We start from the raw sequence: 17,489 nt of genomic DNA, 5'->3' as shown, positions 1-17,489 counted from the left end.
TGTATTGCCCAATTATAGTAATTAAAATTCTACATACATATAAAGGCAAAGTGATTCCCATTAATAGGTGATACACTAATAGTGTTCTTTGCATAAAATTAGTGACTACAGGGTACCTTATAAACATGAATCGATGCGTGCCATCTAATGCCGTTGGCTTCTCTAACACAAAAAATAGTGGAAAGTGAGGAAATTTTATGAATATAATAACTCCCCCATTCACTCGTGAAACAGCAATCCAAAAAGCACGAGTAGCAGAAGACAGTTGGAATAGCCGAGACCCGAAGCGCTGCTCGCTTGGCTATACTGAGGATTGTTTTTGGAGAAATCGGAGTGAATTTGTAACAGGCCGCCAAGAAATTGTCTCTCTTCTAACTAGAAAATGGGCCAAAGAGCTGGACTACCGACTTATCAAGGAACTTTGGTCATTTACAGATAACTATATTGCTGTAAGATTCGCATATGAGTGGCATGATGATAGCGGAAATTGGTTTAGATCATATGGGAACGAGAATTGGGATTACGCTGACGACGGTTTGATGAAACGTAGATTTGCTTCGATTAATGACATGCCGATTAAGGAAGAAGAACGAAAGTTCCATTGGCCTCTTGGCTCGCGTCCAGCTGACCACCCGGGCTTAAGCGAGTTAGGTCTGTGACCCGCATGGTTTTTGGAACATCAGATGTAGCCCTCTCGTTCAGGGTAATCTCACTCTGAGCAGAGTACTTGATGATGTGCTCTTTATCTAATGTGAGTTGGCAAACTTGGCATAGTAAGTCTCAACTTATGTTTATGAATATAAAACTGACCACTGACATGAAAGTATATATTCGTGTACTGGCAGTAATGTCTCGTCACAAAAAACAAGTTGTTGAAAACTACTCAGGCTGTCGAGAAAGTCTCGACAGCCATTTTTATGTTTTCTAATTTCCCTAAATTATTATTTTATACAGGCGAGCTACCTTCCCCTTCGCTAATGTTTAGTCTCTCTTATCTTAAGTCCTCGTGATTCCTTTGTAACCATCGACCAGTAAATCTAATCTGTCTGTATCAGGATCAATGATTAGTCCATGAACGGGGATGTTTTTAGGGATTAGGGATGATCTCGGATCAAATCAATGTTCCCTCTAACAGAATCTCTACATTTTCAAAACCATACAGCCACTTCTCTGACCCTGCGCATTCAAGGGCGGAGAATGTCTCAGCTGTCACTACTCCTCTATCAAGCATCTTCTGAAGCATGCTCTAAGGGTTGCTTTTACTCATCCCGCATTGATGATGGCCGACTACATAGATTTCATCAGCATTAAGCTCGTAAAGAGCAATAACAATGCTGCGCATCATACTTCCGAATGTATGTGTGTTCGGCTTCTCCAAGGCCACTTCGCTCAGGAATGAATCGACGGGACGATCATGATATCAATACAAGATAGTCTCAATCAATTACTTTTTTGTTTTCCAGTTTCCTAAATCCCCCAGAGAGTTCATTTAGAGAATATCCTTTATTTTATGAGAAGAGCCCCTTTTTGAAATAAGCAGGGCTTCATCGGTTTCAATGACAATAATATTCTCAACATCGATTAGAACTACCTTTTTCTTACTCGTAATAACTACATTATTATCAGCATTCATCCGAACTTGACAGCCATGGTCTGTATTCATTTCGTTATGTCGATACAAATGAGCAGCGAGTGCCTCAAAGCTGCCTAAGTCAGACCAATCCGCTTTCATTTCAACCATTTTCAAACACTCGCTGTGTTCCATCACAGCACGGTCAATACTCATTTCTGGTATATGTTCCATCTTCGAGAAGAATACTTGCTTCTCGGCTAAGCATCTTCTCTCTTCATAGACGGTTAAGCAAGCTTCCCAAAGATCAGGCGCATAACGTTGCAGCTCTTGCAGCAGCACCCCGGCTTTAAACAAATAGATTCCGGTGTTCCAGTACCAGTTGCCTTCTTTAAGACACTGCTCCGCTTGAGTGGACGAAGGCTTTTCAAGAAAAGAAATGACGTCTCTCTCCGCCTGAATATATCCATATCCTTCATGCGGTTCAAGGGGATGACAACCGAAGGTGACGATATAGTTAAGCTCAGCATGCTTTCGAGCTTCAAGAATAGATTTCCTGTAAAGAATCTTCGGCTCCAGTGTATGGTCTGAAGGAGTAACCAGTACCAGTTCGTCCGGACTTAAAGACAAACACGCCAGCGCAATAGCGGGTGCCGTATTTCTTGCGGATGATTCCCATATGAACCGTGCAGTCGTACAACCGATTTCCTCAAGCTGCCCCCTAACCAGGCGTGAGTGCTTGTCGTTGGCAATAATGAGAGTATTCTCGCATAACATCCTGTTTCTCACAACCGTTTGTTGAAACATAGAGAGGTCATCCACAATCCGGCAAAACGGTTTGGGGCAGGCTGGGGTCGATAAAGGCCACAGCCTTGATCCGTGCCCGCCGCAAAGCACCATATGAATCATATCGTATCCTTCCCAGTCTGGAGTATTTCGGGCACTGCGGCGCGAACTGTTACGTCTCAATATTGAATCAACGCCGCCCCCCAAATCAAACCTGCGCCGAAAGCGGTCATAAGAATTGTATCCCCTCGTTGAATGCGCCCGTCTTTGACCGCTTGATGAAGTGAAATGGGGATCGTTGCTGAGCAACTGTTACCCAAATAACGGACGGTCTTGACAATTTTCTCTTCCGGAAAGGAGAGGTTGCGCGCTACCGCATCGATAATACGCTCATTCGCTTGATGGGGAATAAACCAGTCCACCTCTTCTTTTCGGTAGCCACTAATGAATAATACTTCTTCCGCACCGGATGTCATCGATTTCACTGCGGCTTTGAATATTTTACTGCCGTCCATGACCATTTTTGCTTTTAGTCCTTCTATTGCCGGGTACCGGCCGCCGCCTCCGGGAACGAAGAGCGCTTCAAAATCCTCTCCATCCGAATGAAGCACCGTCGAAATAATCCCTTTTGAGTCAGCCTCTTCACCTCTGGAGAGCACAATGGCTCCCGCTCCATCACCGAAGAGAATACTGGTATAGGGATCTGTATAATCTGTAAGCTTCGTCAAAGTATCTGCACCAATGACCAAGACATGCTTATGCGTGCCGGATTTAATATACTGCTCGGCAACTTGCAGTGCGGACAGAAATCCGACGCAGGTAGAATGAATATCCATGGCACTAACCTTCCGGCACCCAAGCCTGTGCTGGATGAGACAAGCTACCCCCGGGAGGATATGATCCGGGGTCTCTGTAGCGACCAGAATCATGTCAATTTCGAATGGAGTGATTCCTGCATGATGCACTGCCTCCAGTGCAGCCTGATAAGCCAAATCCGAGGTTGCCTCGGAATCATTTGTTACTCGTCTTTCTTTAATTCCCGTGCGGCTGACAATCCAATCATCCGGCAACAACACCAGATTCTCCAAATCCGCATTCGTGACCTGATGGTCCGGCAAGAAGGCCCCGAATCCGCTGATTACGGCCTTGTACATGGTTCCCTCACCCCGCCACTGTATGTGAAGTTTGTAAAGCCTTGGACATATGGACCACCTGCTGCGCCAATACCTCAATCCGCTCAATGACAGAAGCATCTGTAATTTCATTATTGTCGTTAAAATGCTCCCGATGCGCGTAAACATAGTCCGGTACGGTATAGGCTCTGAAATAGCCGGCAATTGGCTTCAATTGATTTTCAATGACCAGAAAATGCTGGTACGTACCGCCGGTTCCGATAAATCCTATGACTTTTTTGCGGAAAGCATCCGGAGGCACCAAGTCAAATAAGTTCTTAAGAGGTGCAGCCAAGGATGCCTGATAGATTGGCGTCCCGATAATAAAGCAATCCGCTGACAGTACGGATTTAATTACCTTTTGCGTGTCCTCATTGTATTCAGCCGTTATCCGGCCATCACAGAATTGTACTTGATAGTCCCTCAAGTCCAATATCTCTGTATCCAGCTCTTTATCTAACAAAGCCGCTTGTCTGACCACATGCCTGACGACAGCGCTTGTCTTTTCTCCAATGATCGTTCCTGAAATCCCCAGCAGCTTCATGCTTTTTCATCCTCCCATTACAAGCGAATCGTACAGATGTGTTTTCAACCGCCGCATAAAAGATCGGCTTCTGGCTGCCTCGGTCATCTCCGGTTCAATCAAGCCAATCAGAGCCTCTTGATCCGCAGCCCCTTCCATAGCCAGCTTGCGGTGCAAAAACAGCAAGCTCCCGGAAACGCCCGACGGCAAGGAACATGCTACGATTGCATCATTTTCAAAAGCCCAAATACGCTTCATCCAGGTGTTCAAGCTTTCCTTACCCGATCCGCTGACAGCAATGATATCCGCTCCTTGCTTGGCCAGAATCCGATAGGATTCCGGATATTCCGCATCCCGTTCCGTTAAGAGGCCGACTCTTCCAAAAGGCAGCTCAAAGGTGCAGAACCGTGCATTCGGATCTGCCTGTTCCGGTGAGTCCGGATGAACTTGGGAATAGTGTCCTACAACTCCATCCGGACCTAGCAGATAAACTGAGGCAGTTGGTTTGCCCCCCGTCCCTTTCGACAGGCCTAAGACTACAAATTCGTTATTCGATTCAGCCAGACGCTGTATTCCACTCAATAGCTCCTTGTCCTGGCCGCTGTCAGACGCAGCAGCTACGTGAAATTCCGGAAGAACATACAACCGGTTGCTCACCCGAAAGCGGCTTTTCGCTTCGTCCATTGCTGCACTTAATCGATCTATACAAGTGGCTGCAGCGTCCGTTGCCCCCAGTGCAAGAACGATCACTTCATAGGCAGATGCTGTGTTGATCCCGCGTGTCTCCCCTTCTTTCCATAGATAGGGATGCAGCAATAACTCCTGGTACGCTTCTGGCCTTCGGCCTTCAATAAGCCTATGCCTTGCCACAGTGTTTAGCCACACCGTCCCATAGACGATTCCCTCACCGGATACCCGCGCATTTTGTACGCTGCCATCCTGCACTATGACCGCGCTGCCTCCTGTAAACAGAGCCCCTCTTTCCGTATCCGAACGGTTGGCAGCCACCCAATACACGCCGTTTTCTTTTGCCCGTATACACCAGGTTTTGCTTGGCTCATTATTTCCCGCTCCGACCCAATTCGTCGGAAAGGCAATCACATCGGCCTGCTGCAACGCGGCAATTCTGGCGGGCTCAAAATACATGGCATCCATACAAATCAGCAGCGCAATATTGCCTATCTCCGTAGCGAATACAGCAATGCCCTCGTTGCCTTCACGCGCCCATCTGGGGTCCGCTGCGAAGAGATGGGTTTTCCGGTACTTTCCAACCACTCCGTCAGGTCCGATAAGAACGGCAGAATTATAATAGGCTCCGGTTACGGAATCCACCTCCGGCAATCCGACAGCAACATAACAACGGTATTTATGGGTCACAGCCAGTAATGAAACCGTTGTCGGACCCGGAATCGTTTCAACAAAAGGGGCAATTTCCTCTCTGTCGTTCCATACATAGCCGCTGGATGCCATCTCGGGAAAAACGATCAGCCTGGCTCCGTTATCCGCCGCTTCGCTCAGCAGCCCGGCCATACGTTGTTGATTGCTTGCCACATCCCCTTGTACCGGATTGAATTGTATGGCCGCAACCTTATAGCTCAAGTCTTTATCAGCATTGTCTTTGTTCATATTGTGTCACCACCAGGGATTCTTTGGCCCAATCTATAAGTATCGCCGCTTCGGTATCATTTCTGATGCTCACGCATGTATCCAATGTCAATTCACCGACAACAGCAGCCGCAATATCTTCCTGTGCAAAAAGAGCAATGATCTCATCCGTATGCTCCGGATCTGCCGCAAGAATGAACCCGTATCCCGGAAACATTTGCAGCCATCGTTCCAGCTCCACCGTACCCGGTCTTGGAATATGATCGATCTGCACCTGAGCGCCGCATACGGAATTTTCCGCCAGCATAGCAATCGTTCCAAGGATGCCCGCATTGCTGATATCCCGTGCTGCCGTTGCCCATCCGTTTTCCGCCAGCATGGGCAAAAGCTCCAGCTTTCTGTGCAGCACCTCAGGTTCCTGTGTACTGGTACAGTCCCACTGCAGATAATGCTTATACGGTTTCCCATTCAAGTCAACTGCCACTATAAGAGACTGACCGGCTCTGCCATTGCATCCGCGGAGAAGATGTGTGGCTCTTCCGATAATTGCCGTTGCCACCCCACCAACCTCCTCCGGCAAATAATGTCCTCCGACCATAGGAACACCAAGCTTGCGGCAGCCTTCCGCCATACCTTCGGCGATCAGGCCGGCCGTCTCTCCATTCGGTGCGCTGAGCAGATTCACAATGGCCACCGGGCGCCCCCCCATGGCATAAATATCGCTTACACTCACCAATACCGCACAGTATCCGGCCCATTTAGGTTCAACCTGCACTAACCGGGGAAGGATGCCGTCGCACGAGATAAGCAAATAATCATCGCCATTCTTAAGAATGGCCGCATCATCACCGATGGGATCAAGCATAGCCGCCGGGTCCCAAGCAAATGCCTGCATAGGAATTTGGATATCCTTTTTCCTCATAAAGCCGGGTGAGTCAGCAATACGCTTCACCAGATTTTCCAGTCCGTCCATCGGTCAACATCCCCCTGTACAAATGAATATGCCTGTCAGCAGCCATAGGCCACGTATACTCAGAAGCTGTATAAATCCCATTCGTACTTAACCGAATTTGTAATTCGGTATCCCTCACAACGCGAAGCATATGCGCCGCAAGCTCTGCCGGGTCCAAAGGATCTGCAAGCAATGCGTTATGCTCATGGGTCAAATATTCCCGGAATACAGCGATATTAGAAGCAACAACCGGCGTGCCGCTGGCCATAGCCTCAAGCACGGCCAAGCCCCAGCCTTCCTGTACCGAAGGTTGCACATAAACATCCGCTAATTGATACAGCAACTGAACCATCTGATTATCAGGAGCGGACAAGATGCGGATATCCTCCCGGACCAAGGAAGGGAGTTCCTCTACGATCCGGTCATACTGCACTCGATAATCCCGGTAATCAAACAAGGTGGCTCCGCCGGCAATCAGGAGCACCGCCTGCGGGAGCCGGTGTTTTACTTCAGCAAAGGCTTGAAGGGTTGCGATGGTATTTTTCCGCGGCTCGATTCCTCCAAGCGTCAGAAACACGATTTTATCATGGAGTCCAAGGGAAGTCTTGATTTCTTCCAAGCTTTGTCCATGTTGAAAATAACGCTCTTCCACCCCATTGTGTATAACTGTTGAGGTGCGGGAATAGGAATGCTCCAACCGCTCTTTCCACGTATGACTGACCGTAATTAAAGCCTTGGGCTGGATAACCGACTGATGCTGGCATTCCACAAGCGTAGGAGTTACAAAATCGTCTAGATGGTGCACCGTGCGAAGAAAGAAGGGAACAAGCCCCTTCTTCGACAGACGGTTTAAACAGTTGGCGCTGATACAATCCTGTGCATGGTGAATATCGAACTGGTGTAAGTCTTCATTTTCCAGCCCCGCAATATAAGTATCAATGTATCGAAGGATGCGGTCTTCGAACGCTTCGTTTTCATGCGGGGCGAAGGGGAACACCTTCGTTTCTGCACTCACCGGGCGGAAAAATTGTGTCGTTCCGTTTAATCCCAGGGCGAAGACAATGACCGAGCACCCCTTGGCACGAAGCGCCTCGGCCAAAGCCAGCGTATGCACGACCCCGCCACGCGGCTTCGTGTTGTAGGTGTATAGAGCAACCTTCATCTTCCGTCCCCCCCTATAGCTAATGCCCAGCTTCTTATGCGCTTGCTGAAACCGAGGGACTCGACATTAAACCTGCATATTGAACGACTTTATTGACACTATCCTCCGCTCCACCGATCGGACGAATATGAATCCCATGGATGCCTTCAATTTGCCGCAACTTCTTGATTAACTCAGCGGCAATCAGCAGCCCCTCTTCTTTGGATTCTGATGCACTAAGTCTTGCGTGGAAGGAATCGGGAATCACAATACCTGGTATTCGAAGGGCGGTTCCTACGTGCTCCGCATCGCGCAGAGGCAAAATACTGGCCATAATGGTTACTCTTTCATGAAGTCCGCGACGCCGCACTTCCTCCATCCATTCGCCAATCAAGTCCATATCGAACACCAATTGAGTCCGCACAAAGTCGGTTCCGTTCTCAACCTTCGATTCCAGACGATCAATTAATTCCTTGATTGGCTTGCCGGCAATGTTCTCTACGGTACCTATGGTGAATTTGGGCGGCTCTTGCATTCGTGTGCCGTCAAAGAGCAGACCTTCATCGGCGAATTTTCTGGCATACCGTACAAGCTCCATCGTTTCCAAATCGTACACTTCTTTCGCGTTCGGTTCTGTACCGACCTTGGCGGGATAACCGCCCAGAATCGTAATGTTCTTGACACCGATTGCCGCCAGACCCATCAGGTCGCTCTGGATCGCCATACGGTTGCGGTCCCGCAGATTGATTTGCACAATCGGCTCCATGCCGACCTGACGGACAAAGAATGCGCCGACCACAGGAGACAGACGGGCAATAGCGAGCAGGTTATCGCTAAGATCCACCGCATCGACATACCCCCTGTACCTAACCGCTTGTTCAACAAGCGGTCTTGGGTTCCAGTCTCGAGGAGGTATTAATTCTGCAGTCACGGCAAAGCTGTCAGCTTGCAGCTGGCTTTTATTTAATAGTAAAGTCATGAGTGCACACCCGCGCTTTCTTCGAACATATTTTTAATTTCATTAAATCTGGAATGTGCTCAGGATGAAGGCTCCTGCACGGGAATATTCAATCAAGCAATCCTGCAAATCCAGCGGATGAACAGGAATCGTTCCTTCAATTAAGTCTTCTTCCCTCAAGCCATGCAGACCCAGTCCGAAACGGCAGACATACACTTTACCGCCTTCTTTAATAAAGGTTGCCAACCCTTCATTGATATTCATTTGACCTCCAAAAGCCGCATTTCCAACAGTCGGGAAGCCGCGAGTGGCAAGCGCGTTAATGGCTCCGGTGCCATAGAAGTAAATAGCCGTTTCGTAGCCTTTGCGTTGAGCGCGGGTCGCCTGAAGAATAGCTACATAAGATAATGAGGATTCATGAGCGATCCCGTGAATCAAGGCTAGAAACTTTTCTCCCGGATTGGCCTTATAGTCAGGAAATACCTTCGTTCCTCCGTACAATTTGGTGCCCACCGGTAAAGACGGATGTGGAATTTCGTTCATCGATTTCAATTCAAGTTCAGTAAAGTTTGCAGTCATGGTTCATCTTCCCTTCAAAATGTAATTTTGTATGGTAAAGGGCTCTACACCCTAAGCCAGCTTAGTAAAGTAATGTTCCTCTGCATTTCCCCAAAAAATCCGCTCTTTAATTTCGTCAGAGATTCGAGCGCCTTGAATTTTCCAAAACTCGCTTTCATAATCACTCCAGGGCTCATCGCAGCCAAACATAATACGATCTACACCAATCCCTGTCTTATCTACCTCTTGAAGAAGCTTGCGGACTGCGAAGCCTATTGCCCAGCTCGTATCGATGTAGACACGGTATCCGCCCTCGATCAGATTGTTCCACTCTGAGAGAAGCCGAATATGCCCGCTTGCACCACCGCCCATATGGACAAGGTGAATTTTCAGTTCCTTCCCCCATCGTTTAATCACTTCGAAAAATCCGAGAATATCGGAGCCTCCTCCCGGGCTGGTATGGAAATGAATCGGCATATCCCTTTCAATGGCTGCCTTAAAAATGGTTTCGTGCTGCTTGGTTGTAGCTTCATCCCATTTACGGGGATCTGCTGTCCCCCCAAGAAGGTAGCTCATTTTCATCGCAGAAATACCGGGTTGATCCAGCAAGTTAAGCGCGGACGCTGTTAATTCGCTGTTTTGCGGCAGTCCGGACACCCATAACCCTCCGGCAACTTTCCCTCCTCCCTGCTTGCACAGGTTTACTACCAATTCATTATGTGAAAAAGGCTGTGATTGGACAGGTATGCCGTAGTTGGGAATAATCAATGACTTCTCCATACCACGGCATTTCATGAAATGATCCAGCTCTTCAGCCGTTGCCGGTCCAGGATCTGCCGGAGAAATCGGTTCATCCGATTCGTAAAAGGGCCACGGGTCCAAATGCCCCACATGACTGTGAACACTAAAAACTCTTCTGCCGAACCCCATAGTCAGCGGTGTGTCGTGTGTACATTCTTCTTGTGAGTGATTCAACGTCTCAGTCTTGGACAAGCCTCTGGCGCCGCTTCCGATTTGGTGCATCATACACATGCAAGTTCGCCTCCATAATTTGGTGCGGATGATCGCAAACCCAAAAAACATCCCCAACGGTCACCCAGCCCAATTTCTCAAATAATTTCACATTTTGTTGCTGTACTTGTGCTAAAAAACGTCTTACCCTGCGGAGCTTCATTTCTTCTACAGCAGCCTCAATGAGATACACGCCGATCCCTCGAAGCCTGTATTCCGCACGTACAGCAAGTCTTCCGCCCCACCATACGAAAGGGTCTTCCTGATCCGGATAACAACGTACCGTTCCCATCAATATCGATTCAGTTTTCCAGGCATTGATAAAAAATGATTCCTCATCATGCTCATCCTCATCCGTGGCATCAAACAAATGTTGCTCTTCTACAAAAACCTGGCGGCGAAGTGACAAAGCTTCCTGGATCTCCTGTTCAGTGACAGCCAATTTCACCTTACAATTTCTCATAGCTTTCACTCCCTGAAAGCTCCAGCTTCTCAAAAGAAGAAAGTGCCGAGCATGCGCCGCATTTCGCACAGCCGGCTTCACTGGCTGCAGAAGAAAGCCCTTCACTGGCTAAGATGGCTGCCACCTGGCGGTACACACCTTCCATATAATCACTGGTCGGCGGCGCTGCATTCTCCAGAAGTGTGCCGCCCAGCGGACGCAGCGGAACAACAAACGGGTACACCCCTATCTGGGCCGCACGTGCGCAGCCTGCCAATGTCTTCTCCAGGCTTTCTCCCATTCCCAAAATAACGTAGGTGCTAACCTGATTTTTTCCAAATACAGCCACCGCCTTTTCAAAAGCGGCAAAATAGGTTTCTAGTGTAATGCTTGATTTAGAGGGCATCATTGCCCGGCGGACGTTCTCATCAAAGGACTCTACATGCAGGCCAATCGTAGTTGCCCCGGCATCCTTCAGCACCTGATAAAGCCCGTCATCTTCAGGAGGCTCGCACTGCACCTGGATGGGAAGACGGCTTACCTTGCGAATGGCCTTTACGCATTCTGCAAGGTATAAGGCTCCCCGGTCAAGCTCGTTCGGCGTACCTGTCGTAAGCGTGATTTGCTTAATGCCATCAAGCGCCTCAGCAGCCTGCACGACCTCCGCAAGCTGCTCCGGGGTCTTCCTAGCAATGGTATTCCCCGCCTCCAGGGACTGTCCTATCGCACAGAATTTGCAGCGTTGATTCGGAGCCCATCTGATGCAGCTCTGAATTACAGTACTTGCCAGAACATCACTACTGTGAAGAACAGCAATTTTATTGTAGGGGATTCCATCTGTTGTTGAGCGATCGTAGAATTTAGGACGGGCTACCGGGTCTACATACATGAGCTTTTTTCCTTCATACTGTAGAACCAGTCCCGAATCAGTGCTTACCAGAGAATAAGGAGAAGATTCAGCAGGACCGTTTAATGTCGGCAGCATAACAGAATGATCTTGCAGAACAAATGCACGATCATCGGATGGACCTGCCCCTCCGCGCCTGCTGTCCTTGATGAGCCCGTTTGAACGCAGGCCCTTGTTTTGCAGATCAACCAGCCAACTTGCATAAGATTGACCTATCGAATCTTCATCACTTCTATCCCAATGCTTCTCATTCAACAATCCAATCGCTCCTTTCTTCACATATATCTAACACATATTTTGTTTTTGTGTTATCTTATGTGACAAATATTACAGACAAATCTTGAGCCTGACATCATCCACTACATCGTTTTTTTACCCATCCACCTAAATTCGGCTATTCCAACTCTCTTTTTGCAGGTTTTCACAATCCCTTATTAAAACAATGGAATATTTGCTGACATTCAGTTATACTCAAATTCAATTAAATCAAATTTAGTTATATTAGATTAAGTACAGCTTAGAGCAAAGGAGGATACCAATGGAATGGAAACCGAGCAAAGCAGTCGGAGTGCCCATTTATAAACAGATCGCAAACTATATGGAGACACGCATTGTCAACGGAGAATATCCTTCAGGTAGCAGTCTGCCTTCTGAACGGTTTATGGCGGCAGAAATCGGAGTGAATCGAGGAACCATCATTTCTGCATACGACGAGCTCCTGGCCAGCGGACTGGTTAAGCGGGTCAAAGGGATTGGTACGATTGTCAGTCCAGATGTCTGGGAACAAGGGCTGCAAAAGCGCATTCCCAATTGGGACCAATATGCAAGAGACGGTTTTTTTCAAATCAACAATCCACTGAATCAACAAATATACAAGATCATTCAATCCAAAGATCACCTGATTAATTTTGCTATCGGCGAATTATCGCCGGATCTACTACCATTCAAGCTTTTACAAAGTATTCATAGATCCATGGAAGTTAGCGAATATTTGGGATATGAACATATGCAGGGTAATATTAAATTACGTGAAACCATCTCAGCCCATCTGCAAAAGTACCGCAATATTGAAACGACTCCTTCTTCCATTATCATTACTTCAGGAGCTCAACAAGCTCTGCACCTGATTATTCAATGTTTATTGAAGCCGGGCATGCTGTAGCGATTGAAGACCCTTCTTATGCCTACTCACTCCCCATCTTTCACTCGGCTGGAATAAAGACCCATTTCTTGCCAATCGGAGTGGGCGGAATAGATCCGGAACAAATTATTTCCTTGTACAAACGAAACCGGATCAAAATGGTTTTTCTCAATCCAACCTTTCAAAATCCAACAGGAACGTCTATGGTCCAGGAGAGAAAGCAGAAGATCATAGAGATTTCTACAAAATATGGGATTCCCATAGTGGAGGATGACCCTTACGGTCTTACTGCTTACAACAACGAGCCTGTTGCAACCCTTAAATCCATGGATCGTGACGGTGCTGTCCTGTACATTAGCTCACTGTCTAAAATTGTAGCCTCAGGCCTCCGTATTGGGTGGATTGTGGGCCCACAGTCCGTGATCAACCGATTAGCCGATGCTAAACAGCAAATCGACTTTGGGCATCCCAACTACCCCCAATGGATTGCTGAAAAACTGCTCTCTTCCGAAGGTTTTGATAACCATATTACTCAATTGAGAAGCGGCTTAAAAACGAAATGCGATTTGATCATGGAGGCGTTGAAGAATGAATTGGGTGGGTTCATTGAATTTACGGTTCCCCAAGGGGGCATTCACCTCTGGTGCCGAATGAATGGGGAACGGGATCAAAACATGTTATTTAAAGAGGCCACTCAGCAGGGTGTGATCTACGCTCCAGGAAGCACTCTCGGCTCAGGCCAAAACTTCTTGCGATTCACATTCAGCCGTGCGGATGATCATAAAATTCAAGAAGGAATTCAACTGTTTGCCAATGCGGTAAAAATAACAAAATAATATAACCTAACTCAGACTTCGCAGCTTGAAATCGGCAAATACGCCTTGATATAACTGGGCAAACCCTCAATCCATTGTCGGCAGCTTGTATCCAGAAGAAAATGTCATATCTATTGATCAGCAATAGGAGCAACTTTCAGAGGAGGAGTTCGACGAAATAGAAGCTTTGTTAGACTTATATGCTTAACTTCGACTTTAATTGGACCATGTTCTCGTCCCTCGACATACCTAAAAGTAGTTTCTGAATGTGGGGATGAATAAATACTGGTCGGGTGGATGATTGAGAAGGGCGAGTCGAAATGTGTAGAAGGCAAATAAAGAAACTCAACACCGAACGAGTTGAGTTGTTGGATAGTTAAATATTTGTATTTATGTAAAACTGCCCGTCTGATTAATAAAGCATTGTTATACTAATACTTTATTTTCTCAGTCTACAACTTTGGTTACCTGAATTCCTCTAATACGTAAAGAACGGATTATCAAGCTCCAATTCCCAATATATAGGACTGTGCTTTTGTAGTAAAGTCCTATATATTGGAAGTTATTTTATACCTACTACGCGTTCAAAACACCTCGTTTATTGTATCTTCAGTTCCTGCAGCTACTAATTCCTTACTGGCTTGTGCAGCAACCATCTCCTCTAACTGAGCAATGCTTGTCCATTCAAGCGCACCTTCAGGCGGAACTTTACTATGATCCAGAAGAGCATCCAGCAGTTGTTCCACCTTTTCGAATCGTTGCTCATTGCGTTGCAAATGAAAAATTGCATTGTAGGGTTTCTCACTACTTACTTCCTCCCCAAAATACGCTTTCTCAAAATTCCCTAGTGAGGCTAGTAGCCGAACATTTGAAGTAAGCGGTCGATCTTGTATCGCTGCATATATTTTTTCGTTATGTGCCCATGCCGGATTTTTTATCGTTTTTCCTTTTCTAAGTGTTGTTGGCGTATCACTATCATGCAGGACAGAATAACGAGAACCGAAATGATTTAGAATTTTGACTAATGAAATAATGGTAGCTTTTCCTCTTGCTCTAATAATATGCACATCCTTATAGATTCCAGGCTTTGTTGCCATGATGTGCTTAAACGCCGTATATTCCGTGTCCCCTTCTACGATAATGCAGCGTCCCCCAAAGAAGAATTCGGCAACATAAGGGTCAAAAATGTTCATAAGCTTCAAAAGGGAGCGGTCTTCGTCATCTAATTTGACTCTCTCCGGACGAAATACTGTTGTTCCGGAAATGTGTCCATTAATCTGTTCTACTCGAATAATGGTTGTGTTATCGCGAGAGACGTCAATAAAAGCAGGAGAGTGTGTTGTTACAATCACTTGCCAGTTTCCCGTATTCGGTAAATCGTATAATACCCGACAAGCCTCTCTTACGGCGTTTGGATGAAGGCATAGCTCCGGCTCGTCCAAAAGAAGGACATGAGGCCGATTCTCCTCACCTTCTATTGCTTCTTTTTTCGCCCCTTTCTTAATCCCTTTATTCACATTCGTCTCTGCAATCATTCGTAATGCACTCCACAATAAAGTACGTCTTGCACCACTTCCTTGACGATCCAGTGTGGTTAAATGACCATTTTCACCATGTCCCATTTTCAGCTGTGCGTTATTTACTTTTTGAAATAGATTAAGGTCACTCTCCGCTTCCTCTTCCGCCCGAGGATCAAATTTAACAATGTATCCGGGGAAAACTTCATTGAGTAGCTGCGAGACCTGTAGTTCAATTTTTTCGATATGCCCGATGGATTCATTGATTACTTGCTGTCTTAATGTTGCGATCGTACGAAGCAAATGTTTGTATTGAGATTCCCCCGCTTCTTCTTGAACGTCTTTTACTCTCTCTTTTATGACATTGCTCAGCAGTTTGACGATGACATCCGCTTGCACTTTAGGATCTGAAAAAGCATCAACTCGATGTGGCTTTGGTCGATTATAGTTGGCGACATTGGGTGCACCCCATGGAACCGCATCTTCAGCCCAAATGTTTTTTTCTACATCGAAGCCTTGACGCTTGGGTGCACCTGGAGCAACCCAAGTCCATCTCTCCTTGACTACCTTCTCTTGGGTAAGTGAATCCGTATGTATCCATCTCGCTCCAGGAGCATGATCCTGAACAACCGTATGAAGCTCGATCATGGGGAGAGACTCGTGATGTACCACACCACCTGGAAAGTCATCCTGCAGCAGAATTGCTTCATTGGAGCCCTCGGACATTGCTACCTCATAGGCCCGAAGGATGGAGCTTTTACCAACATTGTTTGGCCCTACTAAAACGACGATCTTATCCAGTTCAATTGTGACTGGATGATTGCCTATTCCGCGAAAATTTTGAATGATCAATTGCTTAAGTCGAGGACGCCCTTGATTCAACAATTCTATCGTACGCTGCTGCTCGCTAATTTCTATTCCTCCCATGCATTAGTTCTTCACCTCAACAGTAAACTACCTAATTATGGATTTCAATCTTTTTATAGATCAATCTTCCATCCCCTTCAATGATCATTACAGCTACGAATGGCGACATGCAAAAAAGGGACTACTTCCCTCTTAGGAAACAATCCCTTCATTAACACGATGCTTATTTAGTCCTTTAAGGATAAAACTCTCTCAGCATATCGCGCATTTTCTGCTTGATATTGATATCCGGACGTTTCTTTGGCCAACGCTTCGGCCTCATTCACCGTAGAAGCTAGAGGAGCCTGCGTTCACGACACGAACAAGGTGGTTTTTTCTGAGAGCCCGGCAGGCTTGTATAATGCACATAAGTTAGAGATGTTCGAGGTCCCATACTGTAAATGGCCATTTCACGTAAAGCATTCTTAACGATAAATACTTATATCAGCGATATATGAATAATAAGTAAATTCGTTCTCACTTTGTTAAGCTAACGATATACAAAACCCGCGAATAGTGTGATTTTTCTCGTAAATAATAATGTGCATTAATAGTCAATAATTGCTGTTTTCCGGAGTCATTTTCTCCAATAAGTAGGTTAGATGTCGGGTGGGAGTGTACAGTAGTGTTCGGTGAGCTACCGTCCGCATTATTAATAGTTCGGTATTTTCTGAAGTTCCAGCTTCTTAGTTCTTTCAAATACATGTTGGCCCTCAATTCCTAAAAATTCATAGCAATTATTTTATAGCTACTTTTTGCTAGCGATACTTCCTTCATATATTACTGGATTGAAATTTAACAACAGTGTTCCATTGCTGTCAATTGAGGACAGAAAACCTCAACTTTCCGATGAAAAGTCTCAAAATACAGCTGGACTGTACCCTTGATTTATGTGGGGAGGAGCGCTAAAGTTGGTCGCTCCGGCGGTGATACGGTCTAGCATTAGGTATCCTAAATTTTTACATACCCCGAAGGGTCTCAGTAGCACTATAAAAAGACGGTTATGTAATCGATATTTTTCAAGTATAGTGCTTAGTTAAACTGAGTTTAGTTAAAGCGAATGAAATAGGACGTAACTTAAGCAGCAAAACATCGTCAGAAATTTATGACGATGTTTTTAGGATGGGGTGCGAAATATGCTATATTTGTATATTTTTGCTAAAAATAACATCAACAATGGAGTACTTATGCTTTGTATCATTGTTCGTGATTAAAGTAGGAGCTTATTGGGATAGATAAGTGTGAAAATACATATCAAACCTTAGGTTATTTTCATTAATGATCTTAGATCAACTGCTAATGCTTTTGAACTATTTATCCCTTTCAGATACTTAAATGGGCCATTGGAAGACCACTCTATTGATTTAATCCTCTGAAGATGCTTCATGATTTGTGCATAATCAATATGTTTCTTCTCTACGTTTATAACTTTTTTAAAGAGCTCTGCCCCTGCAAAAGCAAGTGCATTCAGACAAACAATATGAG

General features: G+C 46.0%; 13 protein-coding genes and 2 pseudogenes. 2 read left to right on the top strand and 13 right to left on the bottom strand.

The features are described 5' to 3' along the window. Positions 1 to 197: 197 nt before the first annotated feature. Positions 198 to 659 carry a nuclear transport factor 2 family protein gene (locus A3842_RS02540; RefSeq protein WP_074100323.1) on the top strand — a complete coding sequence of 154 codons (462 nt, stop codon included), beginning with the start codon at positions 198 to 200 and terminating at the stop codon, positions 657 to 659. Positions 660 to 1,489: 830 nt separating this feature from the next. Here A3842_RS02540 and A3842_RS02535 read toward each other — a convergent pair. The 11 genes from A3842_RS02535 to A3842_RS02485 are packed head-to-tail and all read right to left on the bottom strand — an operon-like array spanning position 1,490 to position 11,880. Beyond that, positions 1,490 to 2,479 carry a mannose-1-phosphate guanylyltransferase gene (locus A3842_RS02535; RefSeq protein WP_074100322.1) on the bottom strand — a complete coding sequence of 330 codons (990 nt, stop codon included), beginning with the start codon at positions 2,477 to 2,479 and terminating at the stop codon, positions 1,490 to 1,492. A gap of 56 nt (positions 2,480 to 2,535) precedes the next feature. Next, positions 2,536 to 3,510, bottom strand: a complete 975-nt coding sequence (locus A3842_RS02530; RefSeq protein WP_074100321.1) for a beta-ketoacyl-ACP synthase III — start codon at positions 3,508 to 3,510, stop codon at positions 2,536 to 2,538. 7 nt (positions 3,511 to 3,517) lie between these two features. Continuing rightward, positions 3,518 to 4,072 (bottom strand): NADPH-dependent FMN reductase, encoded by a 555-nt coding sequence (locus A3842_RS02525; RefSeq protein ID WP_074100320.1) that lies wholly within the window; start codon positions 4,070 to 4,072, stop codon positions 3,518 to 3,520. Positions 4,073 to 4,078: 6 nt separating this feature from the next. Continuing rightward, positions 4,079 to 5,677, bottom strand: coding sequence for a nitrilase-related carbon-nitrogen hydrolase (locus A3842_RS02520; protein WP_074100319.1), 1,599 nt, complete (start codon positions 5,675 to 5,677; stop codon positions 4,079 to 4,081). Continuing rightward, complete coding sequence (locus tag A3842_RS02515) at positions 5,658 to 6,629, bottom strand: sll0787 family AIR synthase-like protein (RefSeq protein WP_074100318.1); 972 nt, start codon at positions 6,627 to 6,629, stop codon at positions 5,658 to 5,660. Before A3842_RS02515 ends, A3842_RS02520 begins: the two co-directional genes overlap by 20 nt. After that, a complete protein-coding gene (locus A3842_RS02510) occupies positions 6,592 to 7,770 on the bottom strand; it encodes an MSMEG_0565 family glycosyltransferase (RefSeq protein WP_074100317.1) in 1,179 nt (392 codons plus the stop codon). Before A3842_RS02510 ends, A3842_RS02515 begins: the two co-directional genes overlap by 38 nt. 34 nt (positions 7,771 to 7,804) lie before the next feature. Next, positions 7,805 to 8,728, bottom strand: a complete 924-nt coding sequence (locus A3842_RS02505; RefSeq protein WP_074100316.1) for a methylenetetrahydrofolate reductase — start codon at positions 8,726 to 8,728, stop codon at positions 7,805 to 7,807. Between the two features lie 42 nt (positions 8,729 to 8,770). Then, complete coding sequence (locus A3842_RS02500) at positions 8,771 to 9,286, bottom strand: MSMEG_0572/Sll0783 family nitrogen starvation response protein (protein WP_074100315.1); 516 nt, start codon at positions 9,284 to 9,286, stop codon at positions 8,771 to 8,773. A gap of 51 nt (positions 9,287 to 9,337) precedes the next feature. Continuing rightward, entirely contained in the window at positions 9,338 to 10,297 is a 960-nt protein-coding gene (locus A3842_RS02495; protein ID WP_256701451.1) for an amidohydrolase family protein, read from the bottom strand. Then, positions 10,245 to 10,739, bottom strand: coding sequence for an MSMEG_0567/Sll0786 family nitrogen starvation N-acetyltransferase (locus A3842_RS02490; RefSeq protein WP_074100313.1), 495 nt, complete (start codon positions 10,737 to 10,739; stop codon positions 10,245 to 10,247). The genes A3842_RS02495 and A3842_RS02490 overlap by 53 nt, the downstream gene beginning before the upstream one ends. Continuing rightward, a complete protein-coding gene (locus tag A3842_RS02485) occupies positions 10,726 to 11,880 on the bottom strand; it encodes an MSMEG_0568 family radical SAM protein (protein ID WP_256701449.1) in 1,155 nt (384 codons plus the stop codon). Before A3842_RS02485 ends, A3842_RS02490 begins: the two co-directional genes overlap by 14 nt. Positions 11,881 to 12,163: 283 nt before the next feature. Here A3842_RS02485 and pdxR point away from each other — a divergent pair. Then, a pseudogene (pdxR, locus tag A3842_RS02480) lies at positions 12,164 to 13,602 on the top strand (MocR-like pyridoxine biosynthesis transcription factor PdxR). Positions 13,603 to 14,165: 563 nt separating this feature from the next. Here pdxR and A3842_RS02475 read toward each other — a convergent pair. Both A3842_RS02475 and A3842_RS32835 read right to left on the bottom strand, forming a co-directional pair. Next, positions 14,166 to 16,025, bottom strand: a complete 1,860-nt coding sequence (locus tag A3842_RS02475; protein ID WP_074100312.1) for an ATP-dependent nuclease — start codon at positions 16,023 to 16,025, stop codon at positions 14,166 to 14,168. 1,240 nt (positions 16,026 to 17,265) lie between these two features. Further along, positions 17,266 to 17,489: pseudogene (locus A3842_RS32835) on the bottom strand (DGQHR domain-containing protein); the annotation flags it as partial.

Source organism: Paenibacillus sp. P3E, from assembly GCF_001909045.1.
GTDB classification, from domain to species: domain Bacteria; phylum Bacillota; class Bacilli; order Paenibacillales; family Paenibacillaceae; genus Paenibacillus_AQ; species Paenibacillus_AQ helianthi.
This window is presented reverse-complemented; position numbering and strand designations above follow the sequence as displayed.